We start from the raw sequence: 12,907 nt of genomic DNA, 5'->3' as shown, positions 1-12,907 counted from the left end.
CCCTTAAAGAGCCGCAGGCGCGACCGTTGCCGGTCCCTGCGGCGCCATCTATAACCCTTGCAGCCTAACGTTCCGAGGGAGAGCCGGTTGCATGACGGATGACGGAAAACTGTTTCTTGGTGGCAGCCGAAACGCCGACGATTCCTTCAACAAGGCCGAGTATCTGGAACTGAAGTTCGGTAATCGGCACGGGTTGATCACCGGTGCGACCGGCACCGGCAAGACGGTGACGCTGCAGATCCTGGCCGAGAGCTTCTCCCGCGCCGGCGTGCCGGTCTTCTGCTCTGACATCAAGGGAGATCTTTCGGGCATCGCCGCGCCGGGCGAGGAGAAGGATTTCCTGCTGAGCAGGGCCGAGCAGATCCGGTTCTCCGAATACGACTTCGCGGCCTCTCCGACGATCTTCCTCGACCTCTACGGCGAGAAGGGCCATTGTGTCCGCACGACCGTCGCCGAGATGGGACCGCTGCTTCTCGCCCGCCTGATGGATGCGACGGAGGCGCAGGAAGGGGTTCTCAACATTGCCTTCAAGATTGCCGACGAAGGCGGCATGGCACTGCTCGACCTCAAGGACCTGCAGGCGCTGCTGAACTACATGGGCGAGCACGCCAGCGAAATCTCGAGCCGCTACGGCTTCGTTTCCAAGGCATCCGTGGGCTCGCTGCAACGCGCCCTTCTGGTGCTGGAACAGCAGGGGGCGGAGCATTTCTTCGGCGAACCGGCGCTCGACATCCGCGACCTGATGCGCACCACGCAGGATGGGCGCGGCATGATTACAGTGCTTGCCGCAGAAAAACTGATGAACAATCCGCGGCTCTACGCGACCTTCCTGCTCTGGCTGCTGTCGGAACTCTTTGAGGAACTGCCGGAGGTTGGCGATCCGGAAAAGCCGCGGCTGGTGGTCTTCTTCGACGAGGCGCATCTCCTGTTCGACGAGGCGCCGAAGGTGCTGCTCGAACGGGTGGAACAGGTGGTTCGGCTGATCCGCTCCAAGGGTGTGGGCGTTTATTTCGTCACGCAGAACCCGCTCGACGTGCCGGAAACCGTGCTGGCCCAACTCGGCAACCGGGTGCAGCATGCGTTGCGGGCTTATACGCCGCGCGAGCAGAAGGCGGTGAGGACGGCTGCAGAAACCTTCCGCACCAACCCCACGTTCGACACCGAGGAGGCCATCACGGCGCTCGGAACCGGGGAAGCGCTGGTCTCGACGCTTGAGGGCAAGGGTGCGCCCTCCATGGTCGAGCGAACGTTGATCCGACCACCCTCCTCCCGCATCGGGCCCCTCAGCGACACGGAGCGGCAGGACGTCATCAACCGGAGCCCGATTGCCGGCCAGTATGACCGGGATATCGATCGAGAGTCGGCTTACGAGATTCTGATGGCACGAGCCAAGAAGGCGGAGGCCGCAAAGCACGAGAGCGAGGAAGGCAACAGCGCCGCCGGCCGCTGGAGGCTGCCGGGCTTCGGCGACAAGCCGGAGGAGAAGCCTGCGGAAAGACGCGGTTCCGGGCGCTCCGGCTACCAGCGGGAGACAGTGGTCGAGGCGGCGATGAAAAGTGCCGCCCGCTCGATGGCCAACTCTCTCGGCCGGGCCATCGTACGCGGGATACTGGGCAGCCTGAAGCGCTAGACCTTCGCGCGGCCGACACAAACCTGCCGCTCATCGTTTGCGGACGAACTCCGTCCGTAGCACCAGACCCTTGATGGCGTCGTGGCGGCAGTCGATCTCGTCGGGGTTGTCGGTCAGGCGGATCGAGCGGATGACCGTTCCCTGCTTCAGCGTCTGCCCCGCACCCTTGACCTTGAGATCCTTGATCAGCGCAACGGAATCGCCATCCTGAAGGAGATTGCCGGAGGCGTCGCGCACTTCCGCGGCGTCCGAGCCGACAGAACTGGCCAAGTCAGATGCGGGTCGCCATTCGCCGGTTGCCTCGTCATAGATATAGTTATCGTCGTCTGCTGCCATCGGCGGAGGCTACTCAGGAATTGCGTTCCTGCAGCGCTATATCACGGTCACTACCGGCACAAGCGGGGAACGAAAGCGTGGCACTCCTGTCCGTGCTCGCGCTGAGAGCGGATCGGGTCCGGGGGAACGGGACGGCGGCAAGAGCCGTTACGGGTGGTAGGAACAGCGGCCTCCCCTCTCTCGAACGGAAAACCAGCAGGCACATGGACGCCTACATCATCATCCTCACGCTGTTTGGCGCGGTCATCCTGCTCACGGCGTGGCTGCCGATGGTGCTGCGCGAACTGCCGCTGTCGCTGCCGATTTTCTGCATCGTGCTTGGCGCCGTGTTTTCCTGGTCGCCGGTCGCGCCGTTTGCGGTCAATCCGCTGGAGAACCGCTACCTCACCGAACACCTGACGGAGTTCGTGGTCATCGTCGCGCTGATGGGGGCGGGGCTCAAGCTCGACCGGCCGATCGGGTGGAAAAGCTGGTGGGTTACCTGGCGCCTGCTTGGCATCGCCATGCCGCTGACCATTGCGACCATCGCCGCTCTTGCAGCGGGGCTGCTCAGCCTGCCGCTGGCATCGGCCGTACTACTCGGTGCGGTTCTGGCGCCCACCGACCCGGTGCTTGCCTCAGACGTGCAGGTCGGGCCTCCGAAGACCGGCGAGGAAGACGAGGTGCGGTTTTCGCTGACTTCGGAGGCCGGCCTCAATGACGGGCTCTCCTTTCCCTTTGTTTATCTCGCTATCGCCTTGACTGCCCTGGGAGACGGATATGGTGAGATCATTGGACACTGGCTGGCGGTGGATATCATCTGGCGTCTTGCAGCCGGGCTTCTCGTTGGATGGCTGACGGGGCGCATTCTTGGATACCTGACATTCCGCCTGCCGCAGCGCGCCAGCCTTTCACGAACGGGAGACGGGCTTGTGGCAGTCGGCATCACCTGCCTCTGCTATGGCGCGACCGAACTCGTCCACGGCTACGGCTTTCTCGCGGTCTTCGTTGCCGCGGTGACCCTGCGCTCGGTCGAGCGCCACAACGCCTACCACAAGAGCCTGCATGATTTTGCCGAGCAGATAGAGCGGCTGCTGATGATGCTGCTGATCGTCTGCTTCGGGATGATCCTGGGCGACGGACGCATCTTCGAGGCGATGAGCTGGGAGATTATTGTCGTAGCCCTGGTGACGCTCTTTGTTATTCGCCCACTGTTCGGCTGGATCAGTCTGATCGGCCTGCCGCACCTTCCCAGCGAAAAGGCGGTGATCAGCTTCTTCGGGATTCGGGGGCTCGGGTCCTTCTACTACCTGGCCTTCGCCACCGGACAGGCCGAATTTGGAACCGAGCCCACGCTCTGGATCACCGTCTTCCTGATCGTCCTGATCTCGATCATCGTTCATGGCGTGGCGGTGACGCCGGTGATGCGCCGCCTCGACCAGCAGCGGTGGGACGACAAAGCCCCCCGCCACCGCCGCAAGGGGACCGTTGGCTAATCACCGTCGTCCGGGATCCTGAGGATATTGCCGCACGCCTTGCAATGGACGGCATCCGTCTCATGGCGCTGAAGACCGCAGTTTGGACAAGGGAAGTGCACCTTGTAGGGCCTCACAACCGCCTGCGCCAGGCGGACGAACAGGGAGATACCGACGATCATGGTGATCACAGAGGTGAGCTTGCCCGCAGTTCCCGGCAAGGTGATATCGCCAAAACCCGTGGTCGTAATCGTGGCCACGGTGAAATAGAGCGCATCGACGAAGCCTTCCTCACCCGGCCGGTTGTAAAAGAAGCTCGTGTAGACGAAACCGGTGACGATGAAGAGGAAGACCAGGAGGTTGATCAGCGCGCGCACCACGTCGAGGACATGTGGATAACCCATACGACGCAGGCCTACCCGCAGAAGCGTGCTGTTTCCTATGGCCCAGAGCCGCATGGCTCGCAGAAATGCGAAATTGTAGAGTGTATGCGGGAACAGCAGGGTCGCCAGGATGACGATGTCGATCCAGGTCATCGGCCGCCGGAGGAGAGCTCTCCATGACGGCGCGGCGATGATGCGCAGAAGGAGCTCGCCCCCGATCCAGACCGCGACGATGTAGTCGATGATCAGGTAGGACCGGCCGGAACGCAGATAGGGGCCAAAGAGAAAAAATGCGAGGATTGCAAGATCGACGATTCCGAAAAACGCCTGCCAGCGAAGCGCCATCGCATCGCGCCCTCGCTCGACCCGCCGAAGGAGATCGCGAAAGCTGTGAAACCGGGGCTTGATCGTCGGGTTGGGGACCAGGATTCTCATGGCAGGCAACATAGCCGCCGTGGCGCCGGCATCAAGCGCTTGCCTCCTCTGTCCAATATCGCGCTACTAACGGATCACCATCGCGCCGTCTGCGCCGTCCTCGCCCATGGTTCTCAGAATAGCTGAACGTGCCCGGTTTACGCGGCTCTTGATCGTGCCGATCGGGCAACCGCAGTGCGATGCGGCTTCTTCATAGCTTTCGCCGCGCATCAGCACCGTCTCGAAGGCATCGCGATAATGGTCCGGGAGCGTGGCCAGCGCCTCGTGAAATTCCAGCGCACGAACCGACCATTCCTGCGGCGCTTCGATGGCGCGTTGCAGAGATGCACAGTCCTCGACCCCTACGAACTCACGCTTGGCCTGCCCATAGCGGGTACAAAACGTGTTGCGCATAATCGTGAACATCCAGGATTTGAGGCTGGTGCCTGGCCTGAACTTGTCCAGGTTGGCGAAGACCCGAACCAGCGTCTCCTGCACAAGATCATCGACATCGTTGGGGTTCGGGTAAAATCGGCGCGCGAAATTGCGCAGCGCCGGAACCTGATGAAGAACGTCTGCCTCAAGGCTGCTAAGAACGTCATTCTTGGTCATGAAGAAACTCCCGCATACCGGGGTAAAATCTCAAGCCGCGGATATCGTTCCGTTTGCCGGCATAAATATTTTGAAATGCGCCTGCAGCGTTAGCCGACGTGCCGAAGGCCGGCCTCTTGATCGGACATCAAAGCCGCCAGATCCGTCAGCTTCGCCTGCTCAGTCAAGCCTATGCGATACAGTCGAAGCACGATCTTGGCGACCTGCTCCGGATCACGCTCGTGATGGCGCTGGTGGCCCGCTTCCAGAAGGTCACGGACAGTGTCGTGCAGAATCCGAAGATCGCTCGACGACAATATTTCCGGGTAGAAGTGCCTATCTGATGACATGTTCATGCTCCTCCCGCGAATGGCGCAGTGAACGTCGGGATGGCGCCACATATCTATAACGATAGACTCAAATCTTAACAGATCAACAACCAATTTGATGACACCGATTTTATTGGAGGGTGATCTCGTTGGCGCCGAGCAGTTGATTCACGATGGCATTGATGGTTGTGGGGTGCTGCGAGAAGGTGAACCCCCCTCGATTGTCGGGCCGGGCAGACGCAAACAATGCCGGCACGCCAAGCATGTCCAGCAGTTCCACGACGTTCAGAAGCGTCGGCGCCTCGTAGTCCACGTCAATGACGGCGCCATCCGCCCGTGACGTCGACAGTGCCGCCGCCAAGTCGGCGGCTGCGACCGGACCTTGCAGTTCGATACCTGCGCCGTTCCATGCGCGGCGCACGAGTGGGGGTAGAAAGGGTGGCGGACCCACCACCATCAGCCTGATCCTGCGCATCGTCACCTATTGTTCTGGCATTGCCCGTGCAGAGGCTGCACGGACTTCATCCATACAGGGTAACGGTGGCTATATGAACCCAGCTTTAACGGTTTTAGGTCCGCCGGTCCGCTGAGCTTCACCTGTGCGTGGAGACAAGGCCGAACATGGCACCCTGCGGATCGAGGCAATGGGCAATCCAGCTGTCTCCGGGAACTTCCGAGGGCCCGTGAACAACTTGCCCCCCGCCCTGCCGAACTCGTTCCAGAGCTGCATCAAGACCTGCGATGTTGAAGTAATAGAGCCAGCACGGTGCCGGCATGCCGTCAGGCCGCTTCATCATTCCGCCCGCCGGTTTTCCGTGCTCAGCGAAGATCCGGTAGGGGCCCATGGAGCCCATGTCGTAGTCGTGGTCCTTGGTCCAGCCGAACATCCGCTCGTAGAACGCGAACGCCTCACCCAGGTCGGCTGCGTAGAGTTCGTTCCATCCGACGGTACCGGGCGAGCCTTCCGGCGGGGCCGCCGGCATGTCCTGCATCGGCTGCGGCGTCATGATGTTGATAACGGCTCCATGAGGGTCGGCCACAACGGCGAAGCGGCCAACGCCCGCAATGTCATCCGGCTGCCGATGGACCGTTCCGCCGTTCTCCTGAAACGCGCGGGCCGTCTCATCGACATCATCCACGCACACATAGCCGCTCCAGTTGGATGGCATGCTGCCGGCGATCTGGGCGGGGATCTTCATCATGCCTCCGATGCCGGGGCACTTGTCGCCCTCGCCGATCTGGAAGAGGTAGTAGGCCTCCTCCTCCCCCATCGGCATGGTGTTGAGAGACCAGCCCAAGACCGAAGCGTAGAAGCGGCCCGCCGCCTCCGTATCGGACGTCATCAGCTCGCACCAGATGAACTTGCCGTGGGTTTCGCTTCTCGTGTGCGTCGCAGTCTGCAGCATTTTCGACCTCCTCTGCCCGGCCTTTGCAGGGCTGTGTTCATGCGCGACCTGATCTAGGACACGCGGCTATAATGAGCTTCCATGAACTGCTTCCAGCTTCCGTCCGGCTGTTTGGCGCTGGAGTTGAAGATGCGATGGTCAGCATCCGTGAAGATGATCTGCTCGCGATACTCCCCTGTCTTGCCCGGCTCTTCGAAATCGGGTCCGGTGGTATAGAGGCTGAGGGTATTGCCGTCGGCAGAGACCTCGCCCTCGTAAACCCACATGTGGGTCATCATGGAGCCGATCCAGCTGCCGACATATTTCCCTTTGTCCGGATCGCAACCGAGGGTCAGCACCGTGGTGGCCGCACCGCCGCCGGGCATCTGGCCGTTCCCTTCCGCGACGAACCACATGCCGTGCAGCGAGCGAACCTGCTCGGTCCAGATACCCGCGTCGCCCATATCCTTGGCGGCCACTTCCCAGCTCCCGACAAGCTTTTCCAGGATGCCATGCTCTGCCTGCGGCTTCGCCATTTCCATTCCCATGACTGCCCTCCTGATGGTTCGGATCTTGTGCCCTGCTAGTTGCAGCAGGACGAAGCGCCAGACGCCTGCTCGTATTCATCATGGCGCTTGACGAAGTTCATCGTCGTTTCCTCGTTGCGACCAAACGGCGCCCGATCGAGGATCATCAAGGTGCCGATGAGTTCTTCGCCGCCGCGGGCATAGGTCGAATAGGTGTGAAAGATTTCGCCCTTCTCGTTCTTGTAGAAGGCAGAGAGGCCGGGAAGCTCGTCATGGGCCTGCTCGCGCGGAATTTCGCTAAAGTTGTAGCGGACGCTGCCGCTCGCCAACTCCTCCGGCGTGAACGAGACGTGGAAGTCGAAATTGAAGTCCGAGCCGAAGGACGAGACCCAGGGGAATTTCCAGCCCATGCGTTTCCGGTAGGCCTCGATCTTGTCGATTGGGGCACGCGAGACCGCAACATAGGTGACATCGTGATGGTTCAGGTGCGGCAGCGCCCCGTCGATGTGGTCTGAATGAAAGGAACAGCCGGTGCAGCCGGCATCCCAGTCGGGCCCCAGCATGAAGTGGTAGACGATCAGCTGGCTGCGGCCGTCGAAGAGGTCGGTGAGACGCTTTTCACCGTCCGGCGCCTGAAAGGCATACTCCTTGTCCATCTTCACCCACGGTAGGGCCCGCCGCTCAGCCCGCACCTTGTCGCGCAGGCGTGTTTCCTCCTTCTCGAGCTTCAGGAGTTCCCGGCGGGCCTTGAGCCACTCCTCCCGAGAGACCACTGCATTGGTCGGCGAAGCAATCGCGTTCATGCTCATCCTCCTGTGACTTGACATTTACGTTGATATCAACACATATAGCACATGTCAAACAGCATGCCGATTCCCTTCTCCACCACGATCCATGTCCGCGACACGTGCCTGTGCCTGCACGTTCAGCGCGCCGCCCGCGCCCTAGCTCGCCGCTTCGACAATGCCCTGAAGCCGCTGGGGATCAACAACGGGCAATTTTCGCTCATGATGGCGCTCAACCGCCCGCAGCCGGCGCCGATGGGGCCGGTTGCCGAGCTGCTCGCGATGGACCGGACGACGCTGACGGCTGCCCTGAAGGTGCTGGAGCGACGCGGGCTGGTGGAGACGCTTCTTCACCCAGACGACAAACGCAGCCGGCTGATGAAGCTGACGAAAGAGGGGCACTCCCTTCTTTCGTCAGCACTGCCCATCTGGCAACGGGTGCATGGGGAACTGGATGTGGAACTTGGCGAAGACATGGATCCGTTGCGGCGGGCGCTGGCTACCATCAGGTAGCCAGACGCCGACACCCGATCGGTGGCGGGAAGAAACCTGGAACCGCCTCCCCGTCCTCAGGCGACCGAGACAGGAACTTCCGTTGAGGTGCGCATGGCATGGCTGTAGGGGCAGACGATGTGCGCCTTGGCCACCAGATCCTCTGCCTGCGTCCGGTCCATCCCGGGAATATCGACGGACAGCGATACTTCGATCCCAAAGCCGGTGCCATCATCGCGCGGACCGATGCCGACGGTTGCCGTGACCTTTGCGTCCTCCGGGATCGTTACCTTCTCCTTGCCGGCGACGTTCTTCAGCGCGCCCAGGAAGCAGGCGGAATAGCCGGCAGCAAAAAGCTGCTCTGGATTGGTGCCGGTAGCGCCGTCGCCGCCGAGCTCCTTCGGCACGGTCAGCGTAACGTCGAGGACGCCGTTTTCGGAAACGGCCCGGCCGGAACGGCCACCGGTGGCAGATGCCTTGGTCGTATAGAGAATTGCCATGTTTGAACTCCTCGGATTGAACCACGTCCATTTACGTAGTGCGCAATTTAATTTTACGCAATAGCATTGTGCATTGTTTTCTGGAACGACATCGCCGATACTCGGGAGATAGGCCACGGGCGGATGATGTCAGGATCGAGATGCAGAAAAGGCATACCAAGAGCGAAAAGACACGAGAGCCTCCCCGGCTGGAGGCGCAGCTATGCTTTGCCATCTACGGAGCAGCCCACGCCTTTACGCGCACCTACAAACCGCTGCTGGAGCCTCTGGGGCTTACCTATCCGCAGTATCTGGTGATGCTGACCCTGTGGGAAGAGGATAGACAGGCCGTCAAGGCAATCGGCGAACGACTGGGGCTGGATTCAGGAACGCTGTCGCCTCTCCTCAAGCGTCTAGAGCAGGCGGGACTGGTGGAGCGTCTGCGCGACAAACAAGACGAGCGGCAGGTGCGGATCGTCCTGACGGAGAAGGGCAAGACCCTCAGCCGCGAGGCCGCCGGCGTGATGCAAGCGATCGGCGCCGCCGCCGGCTGCAGCCTGGAGGAAATGGAGGATTTGCGGGACGGACTGCGGGAGATCAAGGGCAGGCTGCTTCGGGAGCAGCCTGCCGAATAGTCAACTTACTGCCAGACGACGATGCGGGCATTCTCCGGGACGCGTTCGTAAAGGTCTATGACGTCCTGGTTCATCAGACGCACGCAGCCGGAAGACACGGCCTTGCCGATCGACCTCCATTCCGGCGAACCATGCAGGCGGTACAGCGTATCCTTGCCGCCCTGGAAGATGTAGAGCGCGCGGGCACCGAGCGGGTTGTCGAGGCCCGGCGGTTGTCCGCCATTCTCGGCGGAGTATCGAGCAAGCTGCGGCTGACGCGCGATCATCTCGGCAGGCGGCGTCCACTTCGGCCACTTCTGCCGCCATTCGATGACGCCCGCACCTTCCCAGGCGAAGCCTTCGCGCCCGATGCCGACGCCGTACCGCATCGCGGTGCCACCTGGCTCAACCAGGTATAAGAAGCGGGACGCGGTATCGACGACCACAGTCCCGGGACGCTCGCCCGTTGGGTCGCTCACCCGCTGCCGATAGTAGCGCGGGTTGATTTCCCAATAAGGGACCGCAGGGATGACGAAGCCGCCGTCAACCACCGACCCATACATCGCGTCGAGCTCAGCCGAACGGCCGGCCCGAAGCTCCGGCGCCGGAGCAAAGGCCACCGGTGTGGCGGACATGGAACGCGGCGAACCGCTGGAGGCACAACCGGCCAGCGTCGAAGCTGTGCCCGCCGCAAGAAGCGCAAGAACGCCCCGACGGGAATAGAAGGTATTGCTGTTCATGGTGGGAAACCGCCCGATTTCTCTTTTTGACTTGTCCATCAACGGCAATGGAACCGCAATGGTTCCGCTCGTGTACCGCTGGCGCAGTTGCCTGTCACGCTATGGCTAACGCATTCCTATGCCAGCAGGCGCACCAGCGGAAGGCACGTTCCCGTGAGCCGCCGTTCCCGACCGCTTACAGCACGACAATGGGTGCCGAAGCGGGGACTCGATCGTAGAGGTCGATGACATCCTGGTTGAGCATGCGCACGCAGCCGGATGAGGTCGCCTTGCCGACAGACTGCCAGTCAGGCGTCCCATGGACACGGTAGAGCGTATCCTTGCCATCCTTGAAGATATAGAGGGCGCGTGCGCCGAGCGGGTTGTTCAGACCGGGATTGGCACCACCCTCCGCGGCCGCGAACTGCCGCAGTTCCGGCTGACGGGCCACCATGTCGCTCGGCGGCGTCCAGCGCGGCCACTTCGCCTTCCACTGGATGACGCCGCGGCCGGACCAGCCGAAACCGTCCTTGCCGAGACCCACGCCATAGCGGATCGCCTTGCCGCCAGCCTGCACGAGATAGAGATAGTTCTGTTTTGTATCGACCACGATGGTGCCCGGCGGTTCCTGCGTCTGGTACGACACTTCCTGGCGCAGGAAGCGCGGGTCAATGCGCGAATAAGGGATGGCCGGCAGGGTTCGACCGTCGTCTCTGATCGTGCCGTACATCGTCCGATGCACGGGATTGGAAACCGGCATGCCGTAGGTCTGGCGGTAGGTCTGATGGAAATGAGTCGGGTAGAGCTGGCGCCTATGCGGAATCCCATTGGGCATCGGCGGCGGCTGATTTGAGGGCGGATCCGCATAGGGCGGAACGTAGAAGACCGGTGCGGTTTCCTGGACGAAGACATCGGGATTCATGCGGCTCGTATCGGTGACCAGGATGCAGCCGCTCAAGAATGCCGTTGCGGCCGCGGCGACGGCGAACGACAGAATTTTGCGCAGAGACTTAGGCAAGAACGACATGGCGACCCGATTCCGGCAGATGACAGCAGCCGCACCATGGCGCATGCGGCTGGCGCGAAACTGGCGGCGGGAAGGTTTTCACCGCACGGTCGAGGCTGCAGCGCAGGCCGTCCAATCCCGGTGAGTCACCATCAAAGAAAGGCGGTCGCCAGTCTTACTTGCCTCATTGCCTAGTCGGATGAGGTAGGGCGGTCGATGTGTCGCTTTCGCTATGGCATGCGAGTATCGCCGATGATCCACCCACCATTTTTTAACATCTATGCGACAACGGCCTTCACGAGGAATTAGGAGATGGTGTTTTACCACGGGTGAACAAACGCTCAGAAACTCTTCGTGGAGTAAACGATGTTCACCCGCCTGCCCCTGATGACCAAGATCCTCGCCGTAGCATCCTTGGTAGTTGTGGCCGCCTTTTCCGGCTTCTCTCTCTACATTGACAGCCTGCAACGCGACTCTGCGGCTGCTACCGTTAAGGCGGAAGTTGCCTCGTCCGGTATGCAGGCGGCGCAAAGCATCTCGAACTGGCTGGGTGCGCGCGTGATGCTGACGGAACTGGCCGCCAATGCCGCTGCCAAGGCACCGGACGCATCTGGACTGACATCGGCATTCGACAACCCGGTGCTGCTTCGCGAGTTCATGTCGACCTACATGGGCGATGAGCAGGGTGTCTTCACCACCGTTCCCGCGCAGTCTCTTCCCGAGGGCTACGATCCGCGGAAGCGACCCTGGTACCAGGACGCCCTCAAGGCGGACAAGATGGTGCTGACTGATCCATACAGCGATGCGTCGACAGGAAACTTGATCATCAGCGCTGCCATGCCGGTTAAACGCGATGGCAAGCTCGCCGGCGTCACAGCCTCGGATTTCTCGCTTGTGTCTCTGGTGGAGATGGTCAAATCCGTCGACATGGGCGGCAAGGGATCTGCCTTTCTGGTAAAACAGGACGGAACGATCCTTGTTCATCGCGACGGTAATCTCGTAACCAAGACGCTGAAGGACGTTTATCCGGAAAACACTCCCACCCTCGACAACAGTATCTCGGAAAGCAGCTTTGCAGGAACGGACATGCTTGTCAGCTTCCTACCTATCAAGGGTCTGCCGCGCTCCGATTGGTACCTCGGCGTGCAGATTGACCGTGATATTGCTTATTCCGGTGTCAGCGATTTCCGCATCGCAGCCGCAATCGCAACAATCGTGGGTGTGGTGTTGATGATTGCGACGCTAGCACTGCTTCTGTCGCGCGTCGTTGTTCGCCCCGTGGGGGAGATGACAGTTGCGATGGAAAAGCTTGCTGGCGGAGATACCGCCGTTGATGTTCCCCATCTTATACGCGCAGACGAGATCGGCGCCATGGCGCGTGCCGTGCAGGTCTTCAAGGACAATGCGGTCAAGACACGGGAGCTCGAACAGGAAGCCGCGCATCAGCGCAAACAGTCGGAAGAAGAGCGCCGCCGCGCGGCCGAGCAGGAGCGCATCCGTGCCGAGGCCATGGCGCAGGCCACCTCGGGTCTTGCCGATGGATTGAAGCAACTGTCTGCCGGCAACCTGACCTTCCAGCTGTCGCAGTCATTCGCCGAAGAGTTCGAGAGCCTGCGGGAGGATTTCAACCGTGCCGTCGTGCAGCTCAAGGAAACGATGACATCGGTTGCCGAATCCACCAGCTCGATCGACTCGGGCTCGCGCGAGATCAGCCAGAGTGCCGAGGACCTGTCGAAGCGCACCGAGCAGCAAGCCGCCTCGCT

17 protein-coding genes are annotated in these 12,907 nt (G+C 61.3%); 6 read left to right on the top strand and 11 right to left on the bottom strand.

Features of this window, described 5'->3' with window-relative positions; translation table 11 throughout:
• Nucleotides 1-91: 91 nt before the first annotated feature.
• The gene (locus tag LXM96_RS16125; protein ID WP_239999583.1) at nucleotides 92-1,630 is read left to right on the top strand and encodes a helicase HerA-like C-terminal domain-containing protein; all 1,539 of its coding nucleotides are present in this window, start codon (nucleotides 92-94) and stop codon (nucleotides 1,628-1,630) included.
• 30 nt (nucleotides 1,631-1,660) lie between these two features.
• On the opposite strand, the gene LXM96_RS16120 is transcribed toward LXM96_RS16125, so the two are convergent.
• Nucleotides 1,661-1,966 carry an alkylphosphonate utilization protein gene (locus LXM96_RS16120; protein WP_239999582.1) on the bottom strand — a complete coding sequence of 102 codons (306 nt, stop codon included), beginning with the start codon at nucleotides 1,964-1,966 and terminating at the stop codon, nucleotides 1,661-1,663.
• A 203-nt stretch (nucleotides 1,967-2,169) separates the two neighbouring features.
• On the opposite strand from LXM96_RS16120, the gene LXM96_RS16115 reads away from it, so the two are divergent.
• On the top strand, nucleotides 2,170-3,441 hold the full coding sequence (locus tag LXM96_RS16115) for a cation:proton antiporter (RefSeq protein WP_239999725.1): 1,272 nt from the start codon (nucleotides 2,170-2,172) through the stop codon (nucleotides 3,439-3,441).
• Here LXM96_RS16115 and LXM96_RS16110 read toward each other — a convergent pair.
• The 7 genes from LXM96_RS16110 to LXM96_RS16080 all read right to left on the bottom strand — a co-directional run bounded on the left by LXM96_RS16110 (nucleotide 3,438) and on the right by LXM96_RS16080 (nucleotide 7,852).
• Nucleotides 3,438-4,238: an ion channel gene (locus tag LXM96_RS16110; protein WP_239999581.1), complete on the bottom strand. Its 801-nt coding sequence runs from the start codon at nucleotides 4,236-4,238 to the stop codon at nucleotides 3,438-3,440. The genes LXM96_RS16115 and LXM96_RS16110 overlap by 4 nt on opposite strands.
• Before the next feature lie 66 nt (nucleotides 4,239-4,304).
• Nucleotides 4,305-4,829 carry a sigma-70 family RNA polymerase sigma factor gene (locus LXM96_RS16105; protein WP_239999580.1) on the bottom strand — a complete coding sequence of 175 codons (525 nt, stop codon included), beginning with the start codon at nucleotides 4,827-4,829 and terminating at the stop codon, nucleotides 4,305-4,307.
• 89 nt (nucleotides 4,830-4,918) lie between these two features.
• Nucleotides 4,919-5,158, bottom strand: a complete 240-nt coding sequence (locus tag LXM96_RS16100; RefSeq protein WP_239999579.1) for a hypothetical protein — start codon at nucleotides 5,156-5,158, stop codon at nucleotides 4,919-4,921.
• 109 nt (nucleotides 5,159-5,267) lie between these two features.
• Nucleotides 5,268-5,612: a hypothetical protein gene (locus LXM96_RS16095; protein ID WP_239999578.1), complete on the bottom strand. Its 345-nt coding sequence runs from the start codon at nucleotides 5,610-5,612 to the stop codon at nucleotides 5,268-5,270.
• Between the two features lie 118 nt (nucleotides 5,613-5,730).
• On the bottom strand, nucleotides 5,731-6,543 hold the full coding sequence (locus LXM96_RS16090) for a VOC family protein (RefSeq protein ID WP_239999577.1): 813 nt from the start codon (nucleotides 6,541-6,543) through the stop codon (nucleotides 5,731-5,733).
• A 53-nt stretch (nucleotides 6,544-6,596) separates the two neighbouring features.
• Nucleotides 6,597-7,064, bottom strand: a complete 468-nt coding sequence (locus LXM96_RS16085; RefSeq protein WP_239999723.1) for a DUF1579 domain-containing protein — start codon at nucleotides 7,062-7,064, stop codon at nucleotides 6,597-6,599.
• A gap of 41 nt (nucleotides 7,065-7,105) precedes the next feature.
• Nucleotides 7,106-7,852, bottom strand: coding sequence for a DUF899 domain-containing protein (locus LXM96_RS16080; protein WP_239999576.1), 747 nt, complete (start codon nucleotides 7,850-7,852; stop codon nucleotides 7,106-7,108).
• 51 nt (nucleotides 7,853-7,903) lie between these two features.
• Here LXM96_RS16080 and LXM96_RS16075 point away from each other — a divergent pair, with 51 nt between their 5' ends.
• Nucleotides 7,904-8,347, top strand: a complete 444-nt coding sequence (locus tag LXM96_RS16075) for a MarR family winged helix-turn-helix transcriptional regulator (protein ID WP_239999575.1) — start codon at nucleotides 7,904-7,906, stop codon at nucleotides 8,345-8,347.
• A gap of 56 nt (nucleotides 8,348-8,403) precedes the next feature.
• On the opposite strand, the gene LXM96_RS16070 is transcribed toward LXM96_RS16075, so the two are convergent.
• Nucleotides 8,404-8,826 (bottom strand): organic hydroperoxide resistance protein, encoded by a 423-nt coding sequence (locus tag LXM96_RS16070; RefSeq protein ID WP_239999574.1) that lies wholly within the window; start codon nucleotides 8,824-8,826, stop codon nucleotides 8,404-8,406.
• A gap of 140 nt (nucleotides 8,827-8,966) precedes the next feature.
• On the opposite strand from LXM96_RS16070, the gene LXM96_RS16065 reads away from it, so the two are divergent.
• Entirely contained in the window at nucleotides 8,967-9,440 is a 474-nt protein-coding gene (locus LXM96_RS16065; RefSeq protein WP_239999573.1) for a MarR family winged helix-turn-helix transcriptional regulator, read from the top strand.
• A gap of 5 nt (nucleotides 9,441-9,445) precedes the next feature.
• Here LXM96_RS16065 and LXM96_RS16060 read toward each other — a convergent pair whose 3' ends face one another.
• Together LXM96_RS16060 and LXM96_RS16055 are read right to left on the bottom strand one after the other, a co-directional pair.
• Nucleotides 9,446-10,159 carry a L,D-transpeptidase gene (locus tag LXM96_RS16060; RefSeq protein WP_239999572.1) on the bottom strand — a complete coding sequence of 238 codons (714 nt, stop codon included), beginning with the start codon at nucleotides 10,157-10,159 and terminating at the stop codon, nucleotides 9,446-9,448.
• 175 nt (nucleotides 10,160-10,334) lie between these two features.
• On the bottom strand, nucleotides 10,335-11,165 hold the full coding sequence (locus LXM96_RS16055; protein ID WP_239999571.1) for a L,D-transpeptidase: 831 nt from the start codon (nucleotides 11,163-11,165) through the stop codon (nucleotides 10,335-10,337).
• On the opposite strand from LXM96_RS16055, the gene LXM96_RS21635 reads away from it, so the two are divergent.
• Both LXM96_RS21635 and LXM96_RS16050 read left to right on the top strand, forming a co-directional pair.
• Nucleotides 11,164-11,289 (top strand): hypothetical protein, encoded by a 126-nt coding sequence (locus LXM96_RS21635; RefSeq protein ID WP_262913710.1) that lies wholly within the window; start codon nucleotides 11,164-11,166, stop codon nucleotides 11,287-11,289. The two genes, LXM96_RS16055 and LXM96_RS21635, sit on opposite strands and share 2 nt — an antisense overlap.
• Nucleotides 11,290-11,510: 221 nt before the next feature.
• On the top strand, nucleotides 11,511-12,907 hold a 1,397-nt coding region (locus LXM96_RS16050; protein ID WP_239999570.1), incomplete at its 3' end, for a PDC sensor domain-containing protein.

This window comes from Rhizobium halophilum (assembly GCF_021648825.1).
GTDB classification, from domain to species: Bacteria; Pseudomonadota; Alphaproteobacteria; order Rhizobiales; family Rhizobiaceae; genus Neorhizobium; species Neorhizobium halophilum.
This window is presented reverse-complemented; position numbering and strand designations above follow the sequence as displayed.